Below are 19,814 nucleotides of genomic sequence, written 5' to 3' on the forward strand. Positions count from 1 at the left end.
ATCCTTTATCCGCCCAGAGAACATCCCATAAATTGACATTAACGATCTCCTTCCCGCGCAGGAAGTCTTATTTCAACTATATTTTCATGCATTTCGCCGGTGAAATCCTGGTATCTCTCTCGAACCAGAACGACCTCTGCGGCAATGTCAACAACCTCGCCATTGTTTTTCCCGACCTTGGTTCCTTTTTTCAAAATATACGATTTCCCATCAGGCGCATCGACCATCGCGCGTGGCGCGTTTTTACCTACGATAATGCCCAGCAACCGCAATCTCTCAATATCGACTTTTTGTAACGGTGTCAGCTCATCCTCCGGCACAGCTGCAGACTCGCGCACTGGCGACTTTTGAGCCTTCTTTTTGACCTCGACCAGCGGCTTGAACGGATCGCGCTTGTCAATTCGTGGATAGCGATACTTGACGATAACCGCTTGTTCCTGCTCTTCCTTAACAACCGGTGGTTTGTTTTTATTTACCGGCACCTTGTCCCCACCATCGGCAGATGGATTCGACACCGGGGCGTCACCACAGCCACTCAGCGCGAAACACAGATATAACAATAAAAACAGCCTGTAATGAGTAGCACACATCAAACTAACGCCTCTTCCCGCCCTTATTCCCTGCTGCCTGGGCAGCACTGTCAACAAAACGGAACGTCGTCGCCGTACAATCAACAGCCAGAACATCTTCCCGTTCCTTCGATCGACCTTCCTTGATGCTCAGTCCGCTGATATTTACAATGCGCGAGAGATCACCGACCGCCTGAAAAAACTCAGCAACATCATGATAAGCCCCCAGCAGTTTCAACGAAACTGGAACGTCGGCGTAAAAACCTTGTGGAACTTCCTTCCCCGGTTTAAACATCAAAACTTCCAGGCGATTATCCTTGGCCAACGAGGCAATGCTGGTAAGCAGAGCAGACAACTCCTGCTGGTTGGGAAGCTCTTTCAAGGCATCATTAAGCTGTTCCTGCATTTTTTCGTATTCAAGCTTGAATTTGGACAGATTATTGGCAATGCGGCGATCCTTGACCAGTTGTGTCTCCAACGCCTCATTTTGTTTTTGCAGCTTGTCGCACTCTTCAATCTGCGGCAGATAAACGAAATAGACCGTGGCCGCAATAATCGCGACGCAGATCACACCAAGGATGATCCAGCGTTGATAAAGTGGCAGCTTGAGTAATTTTTCGATACGTGGGTCCATCGTTGTCACTTTTTCTTTGGCGGCGTCTCAGCCGCACAAATAACCTTAAACTGGTGGAGCACAACGTCCCCCTGGTTTTTCTGGTTGATCACCAGCAGGGAAACGTTCTGAAAATAGGGGGATGCCTCCAGATTGCGCAAAAACACGGCGGCAGATTCCTGCGACAAGCTGATCGCCGAGATCGCTATCGCCCCCCCCTTTTCGTCGAAAGACTCCACCCAGACACCTTCAGCAAGAGCAGCGCTCAGTTCATCCAGCAGATGCACCGGACCGGAGCGATTGTCCTTCAATTTATCAAGGACATCCAGCTTGCCGCGCAACTCTTTTTGCTTTTTCTCGAACTCCCGAACCTCGCCCAGAACTTTCTTGAGCTGGTTAATTTCTGCCTGTTTTTCATCGACCTGCCGTTGTTGTTCGTTAACCTGCCCCTGTAACCACAGGTAACCGCCCAAACAGCCAAGGACAACGATACTCACCGCCAGGGCCAGGATCACCAGCTGACCAATCAGCATCTCTTTTTTTTGTGCTTCCTTAACCGGAAGAAGATTTATTCTGATCATTTGTCCCCCAACCGCCGCATCGCCAAACCGACCGCGACCACGTACATCGGGGCAACATCTGCCACATAATCCAGATCAAAAGAACTCTCATCCACCGCAATCTGTTTGAATGGATCAATAACTTCAACGGGAACACCAAGCTTTTCAGCAAGCATCTCCACAACATTTGGAACCTTGGCAACGCCGCCCGCGATATAAACCTTCTGCACCTTTTCATCGGCTGAAGTCGCTGAGAAAAAATCGATTGAGCGCTGGGCTTCCTGGGTCAGATTTTCTGTTGTCTCATCAATCACCTGTCTGACCTCGGCGGGATCAGCACCCCCAACTTCCTCCCCCAGTTTTGCCCGCTCTGCATCTTCGGCACTCAGTCCAAAGCGTTTCTGGATCTCTTCATCATATAACTTGCCGCCGGATTGAATATCACGCGTAAAGACCGAGGCTCCGCCCTTGAGGACATTGACGTTCATCGCTTCACTGCCCATATTGATCAGGGCAACAATTTCATCTTCAGCAACCGAATAATTTGCTTCAAAAGCGTTTTCCAGTGCGAAACAATCAATATCGAGAACCAGCGGCGTCAACCCGCACTCCTTGAAAACGGCCAGATAGTCACCGACAAAGTCTTTCTTTGCCGCCACCAGAATAACATTGATTTGTGAGGCATCATTCTCATCGGGACCGAGAACCTGATAATCGATATTGACTTCCGAGATTTCAAAAGGAATATACTGCTCGGCTTCCCACTGAATGGAAGACTCCATCTCCTCCTCAGTGCGAATCGACATCTGAATTTTTCTAATGATAACCGAATGGCCAGAAACTGATGTTGCGATATTCTTGACCTTGATTGAATGGGTCGCGATCAGCTCCTGCACGGCATCAACAACAGCACTCGAATCCATAATGGCGTTGTCGACAATTGCTTCGTCAGACAATTTTGCCATACCGAAATCAACCAGTTGATACGACCCTTTAGCCTCGCGTAAATAGACGAACTTAACGGAGCTTGAGCCGATATCAAAACCAACGATGTCTTTCTTCTTCTTAAAAAACATAACTTTTTAAAAAACCACCATAGTTATTCAAACAAAGGCCCCATCAGCCGTCGGCAGGGAAAACCTGTTCCCGGTCTTCCAGTTTCAAACCAAACGCCAGAATCAGCTTGCGCATCGTCGCCATACGACATGGTGCCCCCTTCTCGATTCGATCAATCGTCAAGGGGGAAACACCTGCCTTACGCGCCAGTTCAGCCTTACTCATCAGCAGGGATTCTCTGATCTCTTTCACTTTGTTTGTCGTCATTAGCCTGTCCAATTACACCAATTTAGGGTAAATTTTGGCTAATTATAAGATAATTATAGGAAGTGTCAAGCAATTAATATTAAGTTATACGGCAAGAGATGCACAGGGATCGTTACGAATATCCGATCAAGCGCAGATAATAATTAAAAAGCAGCCCCCCCCAGAGCAGAAAAACAAGGGTTGCGCAAACGATAAACGGCCCGAACGGCAATGCCAGCCGTGCGTTTTCGCGCTGCACCAGCATCAGCGGAACACCGACCAGCGTGCCCAGCAGCGAAGCCAGAAAGATGATCGGCAGCACCGCCTTCCAGCCCATAAACGCACCGACCATCGCCAGTAATTTGATATCACCCCCCCCCATCCCTTCGCGACCGGTCAACAGCTGGTAGCCGGTCGCAATCACAAACAGACTGCCGCCACCAAGCAGAATCCCCAACGCCGAATCAGACCAGGACAACCAGGGGATAAGGAACGAACAAAGAAAACCGACCACAATGCCAGGCAGACTGATCACGTCGGGAATGATCTGATGTTCCAGATCAATAAAAGCAATCACCACCAGTGCTGCAGAAAAAAGCCAGAAAACCGGTGTCAACCAACTCATCCCGAAGCGGTCAAAAATCACCCAGAAAAGTAGCCCGTTAAGAAGTTCAATCGCAGGATAACGCAGCGAAATAGGGGTCTTACACGCACAACAACGTCCCCGCAACACCATGAAGCTGACCAGCGGCACATTCAGATACCACGGAATCCGGGCACCGCACTGAGGACAACTTGACGGGGGGGAAACGATCGATTGCTTGCGCGGCAATCGATAAATACACACATTGAGAAAAGACCCGACCACCGCGCCGAGCAGCCCGGCAAAAACCGGAAGTATCCACGTTTGTTCCACGTTATAAAGTCCTTTTCCTAGCGCGCTCCGAATCCAGTCACAACGGTCCGCATCGTTTTAATAAAAATCAGAAAATCGAGCCAGAACGAGAGATGTTTGATGTAGTACAGATCGAACTCAACCTTGCGTAGCGTCGCATCCTTATCTGCCGCATAACCGTGATTGACTTGCGCCCACCCGGTAATCCCCGGTTTGACCAGATGACGATAATCGTAATAAGGGATTTCTTTTTTAAATCTTTCGACAAACGCGGTCTGTTCAGGACGCGGCCCGATCAGACTCATCTCACCGCGCAAAACATTCCAGAATTGTGGCAGTTCATCAATCCGAAAGATACGAATCATCTTCCCCACCGCAGTCACCCGATCGTCCTGGCGCTGCGCAAAAGCGCTACCGTGCTGTTCGGCGGAAGCCAGCATACTGCGAAACTTCACCAATTGAAACGGTTGCCCGGCCTGGCCGACCCGCGTCTGCCAAAACAGCACCGGCCCGGCGGAATCGAGACGAATCGCCAGCGCGACACATATCAACAGCGGCAGCCAAAGCGGCACGGTGGTAACGATCAGCAGCACATCAACCACACGTTTCAATGCAGCGTGCAGCGCCGCACCATGCACCGCCCCCAGCAATCCCTCTGAAAAATGAGCCAGCGACGCACGCCCGGTTTCGTTTTCAAAAATAACGGCGGAATGATAGATCGGTATCCCTTTCAGCGCGCAGTCGGACAAAAAAAGACTCCACTTAAAAGGTAACTCGCGGTGCAGATCGACCGCCACCCCATCAACCGGTTCGGCAAGTTCCGGGCGTTTTAGTAACTGCCACGCAAAACCGGGCAAGGCCATCAGCGCCTCCCCCTGTCCGCCTGGAATGACCGCCATCCGGCGCACCGCCCCACGACCACCGTTGCGGCAGCCAACCAGCAGAATCACCAGACTTAGCGGATAAATCACCGCGAGAAACGTACGCGAATAATATAGACGCCAAAAAGTGACAATAAAGATGACACACAAAAAGGTCACGCTCAGACACAGCACCGCCCCCCCCCAGCCTCCCGAACGCGGCAACAACTGCAATCGTGAAACAACCCCTGCCGCGACCAAAAACGCCGTGGCGCAAAGGATGACCAGCGGCCAGCCTCTTTCAAAATGCCAGAACAACCACGTACCCCAGGTCGCGCGTGACGCCACCGGCAACGCCAGCACCAACCACGCCCCGGCCATCAACCACAACTGGCGCGAGGGCTGCCGAACAGAGCGGTTAAGCGCGTGTAACAGATCACCACTATTCATCGTTGTTCACCGTCGGGGTGTGCTGTGTCACCGGTCGACAGGCCCAGCGCCGCACTGCCCCCTGATAAAGCCGCCGCACCAGAAACGCCGGTAGCAGACGGCTTAAATACCGCCCGACCGGCACTGCCAACCGCCAACTAAAGCCATGCAGATAATAAATCGCCGTCCAATAAGCCCGCAACTCACTACCCGCCCGTGCCATTCCCCGTCGTGTATAAAAATCCGGCGAGGTGCGCAGGCAAACTACCGGAACCTCAAGATTTGCCATCCTCGCGCCCCGCCGCAGGCTAACAACCCACAGCGCCAGATCCTGATTATAGCGGCAGCGGTCGGGATAACTGCCGACGCGTTCAAAAAAACGCCGAGTGAAACACACGGTACTGTGCGCCACGGGGTTTGCTCTGGTGATATAGTGACAAATCTCGTCATGGGTTTGGGGATAATTCTTTTTCCAGGCAACAGCAGCCGTCGCGTCATATTCCCAAATTGCACCGCCGACCATATCCACATCAGGGTGCGTACGCAGAAAATCGGTCTGGCGCAAAAAGCGTTGCGGCAGGCAGAGGTCATCGGCATCAAGGCGAAAGATATAGACTTCATTCTCCAGTACCGCAAGCAGGCGATTCAGTGTTTTACTCAAACCAATATTCATCGAATTGCTGACAATCCGGTAAAAAATTTCAGCCTGTGTCGCGACCCATTCTTCCACATCCGCCGCCAGCGGACCATCCACCCCCAGATAGATACGGATTTCGCCGGGGTAATCCTGCTTCAGGATCGATTCAATCGCCGCTGCGAACCACGCCAGACGGTCACCGCCATAGACCGAGATCAGCACCGCGACCGGTTCAGCTACGTCACCATCAGCACCGACCGACAGCGCCTGCCTCACCTATCCCCCTCCGTATTATGGCGATTGAACCGCGTCCGCAACAAGCGACCCAGGTTGTGCCCTGCCTTACGGGCGAACCGGCGCACGCCCATCCGGCGCAGATGCCCCCACAGAATGCGCGGTTGCAGATTAAATCGCAGTTCCAGCTGTTGTTTAAGCCGCAACTTCTCGGGGTAGGTCATGATCTCGTTGTGCGGCAGGATCAACTGCTGCCAACGGCAAAAAATCAACTCCGGATGCGACTCCAGCACCTCATACAGCTCCGCCCCCGGCAACCCCACAAACGCCGCCCAATAGACCCAGTCCGGTTTCAGCTCAAAGACCAGATCAATGGTCTGCTGCAATTCGGCGCGGGTTTCACCGGGGAGCCCCAGCATCACCGAAAACCCGACCTTCACCCCGGCGGCCCGACACAGTTCCACCGCCGTACGCACCTCGGCAACCGTCGTCCCCTTGTTGAGTCGTCTGAGCACGTCATCGGAACCGGATTCAACGCCAAACCACATTGAGCTCAGACCGGCGGCGGCCATCGCCTGCACCAGTTCCGGGGTCAGATTATTCACCCGCGACTCACACCCCCACTCAAAATTAAGCCCCTCGGAACGAACCAGAGAACAAAACTCCATCACCCGCTTCACATCAAGGGTAAAGTGATCTTCACGAAAATAAATCGCGGTGGCATCCGTCGCCGTCACGGCATGGCGCACCTGCTCAATCATCCGCTGCGGACTCATCGCCCGGTAACTATTTGACCAGACGTGCTTGTTTGAACAAAAGGTACACTTGAAAGGACAACCGCGCGAGGTATTAAGCACCTCGACCCGGTCAGCGCCAAACTCGGCATAGCTGCGATCATAGCGCTCAAGCTCAAGCAGATCATAGGGAAGCAGTGGCACGCTGTCCATGGCGATCCACGGGCGGCGGTCGTTGCTGACATAGTTACCGGTGCGCTCATCACGAAACGTCAACCCTGCCACCGACTCAAAACGTCGCTCACCGGCCAGCTCCCGCAGCAGCGCCACTAAGGTCTCCTCCCCCTCCCCGCGCACGGCAAAAGGTGCCGGAATCTGCTGCAACACCTGATTGCAACCAGCTGTCACCTCCGGCCCGCCAACCACCACCGGAATGTCCAATGCGGTCAACTGTGCAAAAATCAGCGCAGCAGTAGGCACCGTCGCCAGGTTGATTGAGAGGCCGATGACATCGGCCTGCCAGTCGCGCACCTGCGCCGCAACCCAGGCCGCCCCCCGCTGCTCCAGGTGGTCATCAATAATAACTACATCGCACCCGGCCTCACGCAGACAACCAGCAAGCACCAGCAGACCAAGCGGCACGGTGGCGCGCATACGTCCGAGGGGGAAATCAGCGGGAACATCGGGACGGATCAAGGCGATTTTTTTATTAAGCGGATTCATTATTCCCGTCATCAAGCTGAGAAACAATCTTTTGGCCAGCAGTCCTCATTCATCGAGAACAAAGAGCGCGCAAACGAATCAGTAAAACCGGATGCAGCAGACACACACCCAGCATCAACGCGACCTTCAATTCAAAGCGCGAACGCAGCGACTTCATATAGTATTTGCTGCCATCTGTCTTGAGTCCAACCGTGACCGCCTGGGCCGCGAGAAACTGGCATTGCTTGCGATAACGCAATGTTCTCAGCTCAGGACTGAGCGTCTGCTCAATCAAAACCCGGTGTTTTGAATTCAGCAATGCGATGGCCTCTTCATATTTTTTTATGTCGGACGAAATGCGCAAACGTCGGTTCAGTGAGCGGTAGGCAATCGAAAGCGGCTGAGCAACAATTCCGACCCGTGCGCCAACCTGCACCAGTCGTATCCACAGGTCATATTCTTCTCGGGCACGAAAATTCAGATCAAACCCGCCAACCGACAAAAACACCGTGCGGCGGATCATCGCACTGATTGTTCCACCAATAAAATTTTCAATACAGATCGCCTGCCGTAAGTTCTGCGGCAGACGCGCATTGGTCAGGTAATGAATGTTCGTCCCCTCATAAACAATCTCAATTTTTGAGAAACACACATCCAGCGACTGAGCCTCAACCAACTGCAGCTGCTGTGCTATTTTGTCTGCACGCCACTCATCGTCATCATCCAGAAAAGCCACAAATTCACAGCGGGCAACCTGAACACCATAATTGCGTGACGCGCTTGCTCCGGCAGTATTCTGCCGGCAATACCGCAATTGATCCTGCTGAAAAGAGTGCACCAGATCGCGCGTCACATCACAGGCGGCATCATCAACAACGATGATTTCATCGACCGGCACCGACTGCTTCAGCACACTCGCAATTGCCCGTTTCAGCAACTCCGGTCGCTTATGCGTCGGAATGATCGCAGCGACAGTCATGGCCATCGGTTGGCACCCTATACCCTTTCAACTTTCTTCAAAGACAACAGCAACAGCGCTTTTTCGCCGTGCACGATGACTCGTAGCACGTAGCGTAAACCGATCGCAATACTTCTTTCTCTCAGCGTAAAATTCTTGTTGAAGAGCACTTTTCCTATCGAACGGAGCGGAGGCAAAAACCCCGACAGTACATCAACCAGTCTGGCCGCAAAAGGTGCATCGGCATTCAACTGGAACTGACCACCAACTTCGCGACGGCTCTTTTGTACTACCGCAGCAAAACTGGCGCGCGGTGGATGGTGAACAACACAGTCGTCGCAGTAGATAATTTTACTTCCCGCCCGCTGAGCCCGCAGTCCCCATTCGGCGTCACCGCCAGACATCAGACCTTCGTCGAACTCCCCCACCAGATCAAAAACTGACCGTCTGGCGATCATATTCGCCGTCGCCGCCATGCCCTGCTCCTTGACATAATCTTGCTGACGAAACCCAAAGACTTTTTCGTACATCTGAACCGCTGAAAGCGCCTGGTCGGTCGGCAACATCAGCTCTACCTTGCCACCAATCCTGGTCACCTCCTGATGTTCCTCCAAACAACGCAATACGCTGGCCAGCCAGTCGGGTCGGGGTTGGCAATCGGCATCAGTAAAGGCCAGAATGTCCCCTTTAGAAGCACTCACCCCCCGATTACGGGCCGCATAAGAGCCTGGTCTGACTTCAGTCAACAACGTGGCGTTAACAGGAAACGCATAACCGGGCGGGAGCACATCCGCAGGGTCATTATTCACCACAATAATCTCAAACCTGTCAGGCGATAACGTTTGCCCGCGCAGGGCATCAAGACACAACGCCAACCTTGCCCAATCGCGGTACGTTGGAATAATGACCGACATGACCAAATTTTTGTTCATGTGTTAACTGTCTCATGATTAAACAAAGAGGACGGCTTCAAAGGATACTTGTTTTTTTGGAAACACTCAAACTGGCAACCGGCTGCAATCCTTTATCAATTCTGCGCAATATCTTGCCATTCAAATTGTAAATATAAGATTGATCTAAATTTAAAATTACGGCTCGTTTTAATGAAATTAAATTTGAATAACTGCTTCTTGATAAACCAATAAAGCGTTCGGCATTACAGCATATTTCAAAATTTATCGCGGCGTTGATTTCATATTCGAAATCCGGGTTGTAAAAGTAGCACGGTTCAAAACCTGCTTTCAGTAATTGATCGAATATGTCTTCATGGTTTTGTCCTGATGTAAAAAAGAGCGTCCCATCAACACCAAACTCTGAAACCAGCATAAGTATTTTATCAAGAGGCACCAGAACATCTTCATCTTTTTCAGCCACCTTATCTTTAGCATACTGCACCCAATCAGATTCTGTTCGCACCTGGAGCGCCGTATATGGTCGATTCTTAAAATATTTATCTACGATCCGCTCATACCTTGAATTTAACCTTAGGGCACTCAGAACTCTTAGTGTTGTTGAGTCTCGACTGATACCGAAACGTTCACGCTCTTCCCTTAACTTAAGTTCTGAATAGTCCCAAAGATCAATGTTGTTTTCTACTGTTAATTCCTTTATTTTTTTATCTTCAACTAGATTTTTGGGGATGATTATTTGTTTACCATGATTGTGTTTTTCCATCTCATTGTTGAAAAAATCGATATCATAAATATCCGAAAAAAGGATTCTTTTTTTCCAACCAAAAAAAGGCTCAATGATCTTAGCTTCATTATTTAATGCAATATCACATGCGCTAACAAGACAATGGAGCTTGTTGCACAGCCCTCCCTTCAGGGTAATACTTAAATTCTTCCCTTTATAATCAGTTATTTTTTGAGGCCTCGTGAGTAGAAATCGAGACAATATTTTATTTAATTTTCTTCTGCCGTTCACAAAAAACCTTGATAACAAAACAAGACTTAAACCGTTCAGTTGGCCAGAACATCCTTCAACGCGCTTTTCCACCCGCTAAAACAGCGATAACCGCCGCGCCCCCAGAACATCAACACCGGCACAATCCGCCGCCATCTGCTCATAGCAAGAATCCGGCAGCGCGCCGTGATGCGCTCGACCTTGTGTGCCTGGTGAGCGATTGCCTCGTCGATGTCGGTGGCGGTAGTGCACCCGAGTTGAATCAAGGCTTCGCGCTCTGCACACAACCATTCGTACAACACACGACTCTGCGCTACCGAGAGAAACGTTCTGTTTTTAAGCGCACCGGCCTTAAAATGCCGGGCATCGGTCACAAAATCGACATTCAAACTGTCCGCAGCGGTCGCATTCACACCATGACGACGATAGCGGGCCAACACCTCATACAGGATGCGTTTTTTATTCAGTACCTGCGCACAACCGTGCAACCACGCATCATGCGCCAGCCCGTCCACTCCCGGAACCGGCAGGCAACGCCGTAAAAACGATCCGCGCACCGCCGTCGCCATGCCGACAACAAATTTTTCATGCAGATCAAACTGGCCCTGCATCCGCTCAATTTTAGTCTGACCAATCGGCGTCAAGTCGGCTTTGCAGTATTCCAGATCATGAATCAGAAGTTGCGTCTGCGGCTCTGCGGAAAAACAGTGCATCATCCTTTCAATCTTATCCGGCAGCCAGACATCGTCCTGGTCGCTGATAAACACGATATCACCGGTGCATCCCCCGAGAGCACGGGAAAAATTCTGCGCATAGCCGAGGTTTGCCTCGTTAGTCCAAAACCGTACCTCAAACGGTGCTGCTTCAGCAAATTTTTCGACAATTGAAGCCGTCGCATCGGTTGACCCGTCATCACAAATGACCAGTTCGTCAGGAGTCTGCGTCTGGGTCAGAAAACTCTGTAACTGTTCAGGAAGATATTGTCCACCATTAAAGGTGGCCAAGGCTATCGAGACGCGTTCTTTCATCGCACCCTGTCTTGAACCGCACTTTCATTGTGATGTGATGCCTTCATTTATTTTCCTGAGCCTTTGTAATCACGACAAGCCCATGACTAATGACCATATTTTCAAATTTAGACCTTCTTTGCCGGGAGAATTTGGTCACATCGAGTGCGCCTTGTTCATCAACCAATTGTTTCACAAAACCAACCATGCCAAAGTTATGACCGCGCATGGGAAATTTAAACCCGATCCTCCTCATCAGCTTGACAATAAAAGAATGCTGGTTTGGGGTCAAAGGAGCATATCTGTCTAAATCCAAACTTTTTCCATCAATCCACCTGTCCCAATACCCGGTCCCCCAATCTTCGATGACATAACAACCGCCGGGAACGAGATGATGATCAAAAAGGTGCCAGAATGCCGTTTTCGTCAGATTACCGACATGTGACGCATCATCAATAATGATATCGAAACCAGCAGGAGCGACCTTGGTTGCAACCTCTGTCAAAAAATGAGTATCCGCTTGTGATCCTTCAAAGACGTTAATGCGCTCAGAAGGAGTAAAATCCTTTGGCACGTTGATGTCGATACCGGTCACTGTGGCAGCAGGAAAGTAATCACGCCACAGCTCCAAAGAGCCCCCCTTTTTGACGCCTAATTCAAGTAAGTTAAATTTCTTGTCGAACCAGGGTGCAAAAAACTTGTCGTAGTGCTCAAGATAACGGCTTTCAATTTTATCCGTATCGTATTGGCTTAAATCCAGCTGCAAACTTCTCATCGTAACTCACTTCCATTGAGATTAACTTGGGATTCCAATACATATCCAGGTAACCGGCCCGCAAAGAAGCCCATTGAACCTCATCATCCAACCCGCTTCAACCATCCCCCCTGGTGAAACGAAAACTTGTTCCGCTTCCACAGTTCATCATCACGAACAAACCTGGTATCGTCTTTTAGAAGATCATTCACCGCTTCATATGGCCCAGCCCCAAAAGAGCGATGTACAGGGTGACCGTTGATGTTGGTATCCTCAACGACCAGGTACGAACCCACACGCACGAGCTCTTTATAGGTAGAGATTTCCTTCAGCACATGCTGATGACTATGGTCAGAGTCGAGAATCACCATGCCACCAGCTGCGGGAAGAACCTTTTTGATCTGACACACTAATTCAGGATCGGTTGAACTTCCTTGAAACAGGCGAATGCGTGGATGCGTGAGCGTTTTAGCATCTTCAGACAGGGAAATATCGATACCGACAACAATGGCGCTTGATGGGGCATCGATAAGGTCGAGCAGTGAGGCAAAGTATAGCAGCGACCCACCTCCAGCAACACCCGTTTGCAATATGAATTCTGGTCTGTTTCTGGCGATCAACTCTTGGTACAGTTGTAAATCAAAAGGGCACTGCTGGATTTTATAGCCCAGAAACGTGTTACGTGGCCAGGTATCGTGCGATTGATACCATAAGTAGTGAAAAGCTGAAACGATCAAAGGCTCGGCAGCTTTTTTTAATAATTGTTTGATATTTTGCATTTTTTGACCTTTTCTTCATACCCTGAAGTTTGTATGTGCACCATTTTGGCGCAGCTTCGAAATGGTTATAAACCGTAGGCGCGGGCAAAGTCCAGCCGTCTTCATTCATCCTGTTTTCCTCTCGCCTTGAAGCAACCAATCTTCATAAAAGACGTCAAAAAAAGTTCTTTAAAGACTGAAAAACCCTTCTATAAACAGGGCGACTGACCAACCTCAGTCGATACAGGTTCGACATTTCAGCCCGCTTGGCACGCAAAACAGCTTTGAGTTCCCTCTCGTGTGTTGCGCACCGGAGATGTTTATCAATGGCCTGCAAAAATCCATCCTGCATGTGCAATCTTTTACTGCTCATGGAACCGCGATGACAACGGTAGACAGCAAGTTCTTCAGCGGAATAAAAAACGTTTTGTGTTTTTGAGAAGATCTGCATCCAGCAATCCCAATCTTCGTGATTAGGCAATTCTTCATCAAACCTGATCCCCTCATCGAAAAAGATCCGATTAAAAAGAAAACAGTGGGCGGGAATTGACAACCGTGTCTCCCAGTCCGCAGCAATTTCATACACAGATGTCGCTTCGTTAATCAGAACAGGGAGCTTGTTTATGATGTCGGGGGGGGGGACATAAACGTCATCTTCCTCTCCATAGCGGTAGTTACAATAAGAAAGGGCGGAGGTCGTTGCGCCGGAAAGAGACTGAAGTTGCTGTTCTAATTTTTGTGGCAGAATCACATCGTCGGCATCCAGGAACTGGATATAGCGCCCTTTTGCGTGATCAAGACCAAAGTTTCTGGCCGATGAAAGACCTCCATTATGCTTATAAAGGTAACGAAAGCGTGAGTCTTTGTCTGTCCATTCTTTTGCAACGGCGGCGGTTGAATCGGGCGAGCCATCATCGACAATGAGACATTCCCAATCGGCGCAGGTTTGCGACTGAACGCTGGCGAGGGCGTCTGGCAGAAAGTGCGCTTGTTGAAAACATGGGATGATGATACTTACTGCTGGAAAACTCATACCCTATTCCGCTGAACAAGCCTCGTCATAAATTCATACAATCGATAAAAGCGTCCATATTTCACCAAAAAGTCATTATACCTTTTAATCTTACGCCTCCGATTAGATTCTGAAGTCGCAAGATACTTTTGAATATCTAAAAGAACGTGTTCACAATTATCTTCGATTCCGTCCATTCTTGAAAAATCTTTGTCCATCCACATCGATATTAAATCCACAGCTTTTTGCACATCGTCACATTGTAAGCAGTAGTCATTGACGTAGTATTTGAGCATTTTTGCTATTTTTTCTGCATCTTTTTCAAAAATCAGCGTGGGGTTACGGTACAGGTCTTCAACACTGGTGATCTCGTTTGTCACAAATGCGTAATCACTTCTTCCAGCGGTTGTTACCGGAACACCGAGCACGAGCGCCTCAAACCCGACTCCAGAGTTCACTGTCACTACAGCCTTTGCGCCGGAAATGAGTTGATTAACTGAGGCGTTAGAGACCCATACGCAACGGTGCTTTTTAGTGAGTCGAACCAACGTACGTTCAACCAAACGATCACGGCATAAAGGATGACGCTTGATGCAGAGCTTCATCTCCAATGCCTCGGCCACCGTTGCCAGGGCTGACGCTAGCGCAAGTTGATCAACTTGCGCTAGCGTGACAACCAAATCGTCGGATGTCTGTAACGGCAGAAAGATGTAAGGATCAGTTCCCAGCAGGGAGCCATGTGCGGTGCTTTCTGATTGCTGATATTTTGACGAATTTATCTCCAATTTATGCCTTTTAAGTTCTGCAACAAACTTTTCGGCGGCACATAAATCAACGGTTGCGGTCTTCTGCTGCAAGTCGATATTGAAGGCAAGCTCTGCCCAGCCGGAATATCCTGTCCGGTCAAAATAATACAATCCCGGCAGATATGATTCCTTCAACCTGACAACATTTTCGGCCACACCAACACTATGCACTGAAATCAAAAGCGTATCGCCAGGCGCAAAACGTTGCGCGAAGTCAGCCATTCTCAAACTGGTTCTGGTTACAAAGCCGAGGTTCAGATGGCGTGCCGCAGACCTTATCGTCTCAAGACATCTACGGTGCTGAAGCGCAAGCGGGTCTGCATCAGAATCGATCCAGCCTTCAGGGTATTCAAAAATTATTTTAGAAAAATTCACACGCTATCCGTTTTTAATGGAAGTTGCCATTTTTTACAAATTTTTCAATCACCTCACCAGACATTGGCCGCATAGCATCAACCGCAGCAGCAATTTCACGCGACCGCTTATCGCGTGACAAAAATGTTTTTTCCATCGCAACAAGAAGATCAGAATCCACATTTTCCGCAGTTCCATGAACCAAGCATGCCTCTTGGTTGAAAATTTTCATGGCACCGTAGTTTTTATGATAGTAGTAAGGGTCGAACGTCATAGATACTGTCGGCACGGCAGCCGCCAGGGCAAAAATAATGGGGTGATGTTTCATCGTGACACACAACACCGCGCGCTGGATAATTCCCACCGCAAGGTCTGGACGATAGTCATGATCCGGTCTTTGCGCCGATGTTTTCATATTCTGCATCGTGTTTTCAATGGCTGGCATATCTGTCTGATGCATCGGGACGAAAACTGCTTGCAGAGAAAACTCATTACAAATGTGATCCAATACTTTCGCCACACCCGCCATAATGGTTCGCGAGTCCTCTGGCTTCTGGCCCCAGTAATGCACATTGACGGCAATGTAGGGTCTGGCCAGATCAACCCCCGAGTCAGTTAAAATTTCGTTTACTTTGATTACCGGTGCAGCTTCGTAAAAGAGGGCGTCATCGAAGGTACTCTTGTAACGCTGCGCCGGAATCCCTATCGCAGCAAGTGCCGCAGGAGACTCTATCGGGTCGCGCAAATAGATACTCTCTGCTTTTTTCAACCCCCAGTGTGCCAGAAACCGGCTGATACGATCATTAAACACGCCGACGGTTTGACCGGATAGAATCGTCGGCACGCCAAAGATGTGCGCAAGCCGAATCAACAGCATGTTGTCCCATAACCGTGTCAAGGTCATGCCAGTCAGATAACCACCGCCGGATAGAAACAAAACGTCGCTATGAGACAATTCATCCAGCAAGCGCGCCTGGGCCGCAGTTAAGAAAAAGGTCGGCAGACCGGCACGAACCAGCGTGGCGTTGATCAGACAAAGAACGGCAATCGGAAAATAGCAAAGTTTAAAATTTTTATCATGCCCGCAATATTGACGACCGCGCCAACCAAACAGCGACTTCCGTGGGGCCAATTCAACCCGCACACCATCATGAGCCTTTTGCGTATAGGCCAGATCAGGAGTCAGAACTGTCAATTGACAGTTCGGTTTCAATCGCCGCCAATGCTGTAAATTTGCCGCTAATTGCGCCTCATCGCCAACATTACCGTAGCCGTACCCCCCGGCGATCAAAACCCGCAGACGGTCACGATCAATCACCTTTGCACATTGACGCACGCCAACAACAAGGGCCGCAGCACGCAACATCGGGCGAAAAATCTTACGCCACGGCAGAAGTATTATTTTAACTATTCGTGACATCACATTATTGCTTCCTAAAATCTTTATTGATCGCCATGAATCCTCCTTACCCTTACAATCTCATGAAAAAAACATCCCAATCTTAAAATTGACAACATCAGACAAAACTCAGTGACGGCGTTTCATTAAAGAGGTTTTCAATTTTACGCCGACTGAACGAATTTTTTTCATAACGTCTCGCGGGAGCGGAGAAAAAAGAACGTTCAACAAAGTCACCGGAACCTTCTCAAATCGCGCAAACAATCTGTTAGAAAGGCTCATCAAACAGAATTTCCGCCAGTAATCAATGCTGTCGAGAGAGAACCAGCGTTCCTGCCAACTCAAATGTCGATAGTTTATGTTCAAGCGTCCCTTGAGACATTTTTTCCAGACAATCCGATACCGAACTTTTTCGTGTTTGAAAATTGCAGTTGCTTTTTGGGAGTCAAAAACTTCTTCCCACGGACAGCTTTGTAAAAACAACCGCCGAGCGTGCTTGAGTCGAACAAGGTGCTGCTTAATTTCGGGGTTGTTGACAATAAGCAAAGACGTGCCAAGTGGATCAGTGCTCAGCCTCCCCCACGCATCTTTAATCGCGATATCAGCATCGACCCCATAAAAATCAGGGCAGTAGAGACAACATTCCGGCAAAAAAAAGTAATTGCGCCACATCTCTGTAAACGCCGTGGCGAAACGGCTTTTTCTGATCCACCGGTTCGAAAATTCAAACAGGTTGTTGTAATGGTTGGCGTCCGGGATACCAACTTTATCCCGAAACTTGATCCGGTAAGGGACGTCTGCGGCAATGCCCTCTTTGCGAGCCAGACAGTCAGAGAACGCCCCATTTGCATTTCGGCCACACACCAGGCCTATTTTATATTTGATCTTTTCCTGAAAACGTTGTGGCAACCGGACCAGACCGCGTAATACACAGGGTACGCCGACAACGGCATAGACTCCTGGTCCCGCTGACACCTCAGCCAAAACCTGCGCATAATTCATGGGGTGATAATGCGACCCTCGGCCCCGATCAAGATCCTCCGCCGAGCGAAATACTCTCATTTCAAAATGGGGCTGGCCCGCACACGCTGTGAGTGGCAAGGCAGCAATTACTCCGTCGACGGCTCCGGTCAAAAGAAGGTACTCTGTCAACGCTGTGGTTACCCCTCCCGAGGCAGATAGAATCCTTCTGGCCGGATCATTGTCATAGGCAACAAAATAGTCGGCATCAGTTGCAAGGCCAAATGTTACTCCCTGCAAAGATGCCGCCGTCGCGTACTGGGCAATACATTCAGGGGAGTTTGGACAAATATTGAGACAGTCGCCGCAGTGGGTACAGGTATCGACATCAACTGTGGGCTGCCATGTACGACGAAATTGCCACCTCATACTGATTGTCGATTGCGGACACCCTGCTGAGCAAAGACCACAACCGATACAAAGGCTATGAGCTACAATTTGGGTTATATTGTGTCCACGGTCATCAAGTGACGCAGCCATTTATATCACTTTCAGGCTTTCTGATCACAATCGACAGGTGCGTACCGCCGGCAATTTTTGACATGACCGTATCACCGATAAAGGAATATATCTTTTGTCTCGTCGTTTTCGCCACATAATAGGGCGAGTAAACAGGATCCGTCAGAGAAAAAGTTTTAACTGTGGCGTGGATGTGATTGTCATCAAGAAACTTCTGCATTCCCTGACGTGAAATCGCCCAGAGGTGCCTGGGAGGGTCCATGCCGTGCAGCATTTTCCCGGTCAAAAGTTTGCGGATAACAGCGAGTTTGCTAAGTTGACTTGAATCTTTAATTCGCTGCACACGATCCTTCAAGTTCGAATTCGGGTAAGCAAAATATTCCAGGGAGTCACCGTTTGGGCAAACAATCAGCAGAGTACCACCCTTCGCCAAAATTCGGATTAATTTCAGGATAAACGCGGAGGGATCGGTCAAGTGTTCAAGAAGGTGGCGGCACATAATGAAGTCGTACTTTTGAACGTCAGCTATGAGTTTGGACGCATCCAGGTTTAAAACATTGCTAAGCCCTACTTTTTCGCGTGCAAAAGCACAAGCTTCACTGTCAAGATCAACATAGACACTGCGGCCATAACCAAAATGCTCAAACGCCTTCGCATAAAATCCGCCACCGCCGCCAATGTCAAGCATTGTCAACTGTGCATTTTTTTGCAATTTAAGCGATGAAAACATTCTCGGGCTGCTTTCGAGAATTGTTTCCAAATTTCGAATATTGGCCGCGAAAAGAAATCCTTTGTAAAATCCCTCCAATTCCGAGGCACTAGGCATCGGTGCAGCCACCCCGGTTTTACAGTCAACACATTGGCATATGGTGTAATCCCTCATAGAATAAACCGGCGTTGTCGCTCCGCCGCAAAAAAGGCAGTTACTGCCTTGTACAGAGACAATCACTGTTGGCCACCATCGCCAACATGCCACCGCCCCGAATACTGGAGAGCAGCCCCACCACAGAATTCACCTGTCACTTCAAACTTCTTGGTGGCATAAAGCCACAGCAGTTGCCGATTATTTGTTTTGTCGTAAACAATTAGATTAAAATAATATGCTCCCGGGTTCAGGTTCAGTCGGTCAATTTCCAATCGAACCCGGTTGCGAGTGTAAGTATTATGAACGGTGAACTCATTAAATGAAGAATGACATTGTGCAACCGTCGCTCCGTCCATCCCCATAAAAGTCACTGAAAGAGCAACTTCCTCGTATTTACGCGAAACAAACAAATCCAACTCAGCGTTCAGAGAGTCACACCAGCCAAAGGTATCCGTGACTCGTTTGTTCTGATCCAGCAATATTAAGTTTTGGACAAATGTCTCCTGATCTCCACTGACAACTTTGCTCTCATGGCTGAACAATTTATTATATTCAGCAATCGTCTTTGCCGGGGAACCAATACAGATTTTCTGGCCGGATTTGAGGAGTATTGCTGACGAACAAAGGCGATTAACAAAATACATCTGATGTGAAACGAAAATAACCGCTGATTTTTCAATCAGTTCGGTTAATTTCGCGTAGCATTTTGATCGAAAGCCCATATCCCCAACTGCCAAAACCTCATCAATTATCAATATATCCGGTTCCATCTGAGCAGCAATCGCAAAACCAAGTCTTACTCTCATCCCTGAACTGTAACTTTGCACCGGAGCGTCAATAAACTCGTTGAGTTCCGCAAAAGCTATAATTTCATCAAGCTTACGATCGATTTCATCTTTAGAAAAACCCAGCACCGACCCATTAACATAAACATTCTCGCGTCCGGTCAAAACCGGGTTAAATCCCGCCCCCAGTTCGATCA

Annotated in this window: 21 protein-coding genes; all 21 read right to left on the reverse strand. The window is 49.2% G+C overall.

The window, feature by feature from the left end; genetic code table 11:
• Window positions 1-38: 38 nt before the first annotated feature.
• Complete coding sequence (locus tag K0A93_10550; protein MBW6512532.1) at window positions 39-686, reverse strand: pilus assembly protein PilP; 648 nt, start codon at window positions 684-686, stop codon at window positions 39-41.
• A complete protein-coding gene (locus tag K0A93_10555) occupies window positions 595-1,203 on the reverse strand; it encodes a type 4a pilus biogenesis protein PilO (GenBank protein ID MBW6512533.1) in 609 nt (202 codons plus the stop codon). Before K0A93_10555 ends, K0A93_10550 begins: the two co-directional genes overlap by 92 nt.
• A 5-nt stretch (window positions 1,204-1,208) precedes the next feature.
• Window positions 1,209-1,763: a PilN domain-containing protein gene (locus K0A93_10560; protein MBW6512534.1), complete on the reverse strand. Its 555-nt coding sequence runs from the start codon at window positions 1,761-1,763 to the stop codon at window positions 1,209-1,211.
• Entirely contained in the window at window positions 1,760-2,818 is a 1,059-nt protein-coding gene (locus tag K0A93_10565; protein MBW6512535.1) for a pilus assembly protein PilM, read from the reverse strand. Before K0A93_10565 ends, K0A93_10560 begins: the two co-directional genes overlap by 4 nt.
• A 43-nt stretch (window positions 2,819-2,861) precedes the next feature.
• Window positions 2,862-3,065 (reverse strand): helix-turn-helix domain-containing protein, encoded by a 204-nt coding sequence (locus K0A93_10570; GenBank protein MBW6512536.1) that lies wholly within the window; start codon window positions 3,063-3,065, stop codon window positions 2,862-2,864.
• 112 nt (window positions 3,066-3,177) lie between these two features.
• Window positions 3,178-3,960, reverse strand: coding sequence for a prepilin peptidase (locus tag K0A93_10575; GenBank protein MBW6512537.1), 783 nt, complete (start codon window positions 3,958-3,960; stop codon window positions 3,178-3,180).
• Between the two features lie 17 nt (window positions 3,961-3,977).
• Complete coding sequence (locus K0A93_10580) at window positions 3,978-5,249, reverse strand: exopolysaccharide biosynthesis polyprenyl glycosylphosphotransferase (protein ID MBW6512538.1); 1,272 nt, start codon at window positions 5,247-5,249, stop codon at window positions 3,978-3,980.
• Window positions 5,242-6,141 carry a glycosyltransferase gene (locus K0A93_10585; protein MBW6512539.1) on the reverse strand — a complete coding sequence of 300 codons (900 nt, stop codon included), beginning with the start codon at window positions 6,139-6,141 and terminating at the stop codon, window positions 5,242-5,244. Before K0A93_10585 ends, K0A93_10580 begins: the two co-directional genes overlap by 8 nt.
• Window positions 6,138-7,556 carry a B12-binding domain-containing radical SAM protein gene (locus K0A93_10590; protein MBW6512540.1) on the reverse strand — a complete coding sequence of 473 codons (1,419 nt, stop codon included), beginning with the start codon at window positions 7,554-7,556 and terminating at the stop codon, window positions 6,138-6,140. Before K0A93_10590 ends, K0A93_10585 begins: the two co-directional genes overlap by 4 nt.
• A 49-nt stretch (window positions 7,557-7,605) precedes the next feature.
• Window positions 7,606-8,520 (reverse strand): glycosyltransferase family 2 protein, encoded by a 915-nt coding sequence (locus tag K0A93_10595; GenBank protein ID MBW6512541.1) that lies wholly within the window; start codon window positions 8,518-8,520, stop codon window positions 7,606-7,608.
• Between the two features lie 11 nt (window positions 8,521-8,531).
• Complete coding sequence (locus K0A93_10600) at window positions 8,532-9,425, reverse strand: glycosyltransferase (protein MBW6512542.1); 894 nt, start codon at window positions 9,423-9,425, stop codon at window positions 8,532-8,534.
• 37 nt (window positions 9,426-9,462) lie between these two features.
• Window positions 9,463-10,491, reverse strand: a complete 1,029-nt coding sequence (locus K0A93_10605) for a hypothetical protein (protein ID MBW6512543.1) — start codon at window positions 10,489-10,491, stop codon at window positions 9,463-9,465.
• On the reverse strand, window positions 10,455-11,426 hold the full coding sequence (locus tag K0A93_10610; protein ID MBW6512544.1) for a glycosyltransferase family 2 protein: 972 nt from the start codon (window positions 11,424-11,426) through the stop codon (window positions 10,455-10,457). The genes K0A93_10605 and K0A93_10610 overlap by 37 nt, the downstream gene beginning before the upstream one ends.
• A gap of 43 nt (window positions 11,427-11,469) precedes the next feature.
• Entirely contained in the window at window positions 11,470-12,180 is a 711-nt protein-coding gene (locus K0A93_10615) for a class I SAM-dependent methyltransferase (protein ID MBW6512545.1), read from the reverse strand.
• A gap of 83 nt (window positions 12,181-12,263) precedes the next feature.
• Window positions 12,264-12,938 (reverse strand): cephalosporin hydroxylase family protein, encoded by a 675-nt coding sequence (locus K0A93_10620; GenBank protein ID MBW6512546.1) that lies wholly within the window; start codon window positions 12,936-12,938, stop codon window positions 12,264-12,266.
• Between the two features lie 154 nt (window positions 12,939-13,092).
• Complete coding sequence (locus K0A93_10625; GenBank protein MBW6512547.1) at window positions 13,093-13,950, reverse strand: glycosyltransferase; 858 nt, start codon at window positions 13,948-13,950, stop codon at window positions 13,093-13,095.
• Window positions 13,947-15,110: a hypothetical protein gene (locus K0A93_10630; GenBank protein ID MBW6512548.1), complete on the reverse strand. Its 1,164-nt coding sequence runs from the start codon at window positions 15,108-15,110 to the stop codon at window positions 13,947-13,949. Before K0A93_10630 ends, K0A93_10625 begins: the two co-directional genes overlap by 4 nt.
• Window positions 15,111-15,123: 13 nt before the next feature.
• Window positions 15,124-16,509 carry a polysaccharide pyruvyl transferase family protein gene (locus K0A93_10635; protein MBW6512549.1) on the reverse strand — a complete coding sequence of 462 codons (1,386 nt, stop codon included), beginning with the start codon at window positions 16,507-16,509 and terminating at the stop codon, window positions 15,124-15,126.
• 108 nt (window positions 16,510-16,617) lie between these two features.
• The gene (locus K0A93_10640; GenBank protein ID MBW6512550.1) at window positions 16,618-17,988 is read right to left on the reverse strand and encodes a Coenzyme F420 hydrogenase/dehydrogenase, beta subunit C-terminal domain; all 1,371 of its coding nucleotides are present in this window, start codon (window positions 17,986-17,988) and stop codon (window positions 16,618-16,620) included.
• Window positions 17,972-18,916 carry a class I SAM-dependent methyltransferase gene (locus tag K0A93_10645; GenBank protein MBW6512551.1) on the reverse strand — a complete coding sequence of 315 codons (945 nt, stop codon included), beginning with the start codon at window positions 18,914-18,916 and terminating at the stop codon, window positions 17,972-17,974. Before K0A93_10645 ends, K0A93_10640 begins: the two co-directional genes overlap by 17 nt.
• Window positions 18,913-19,814 (reverse strand): Wzt carbohydrate-binding domain-containing protein (locus K0A93_10650; GenBank protein MBW6512552.1); only part of this gene is annotated, 902 nt, incomplete at its 5' end. The genes K0A93_10650 and K0A93_10645, both read right to left, overlap by 4 nt.

The sequence above is a fragment of the Desulfuromonadaceae bacterium genome, from assembly GCA_019429445.1.
GTDB lineage: Bacteria > Desulfobacterota > Desulfuromonadia > Desulfuromonadales > JAHYIW01 > JAHYIW01.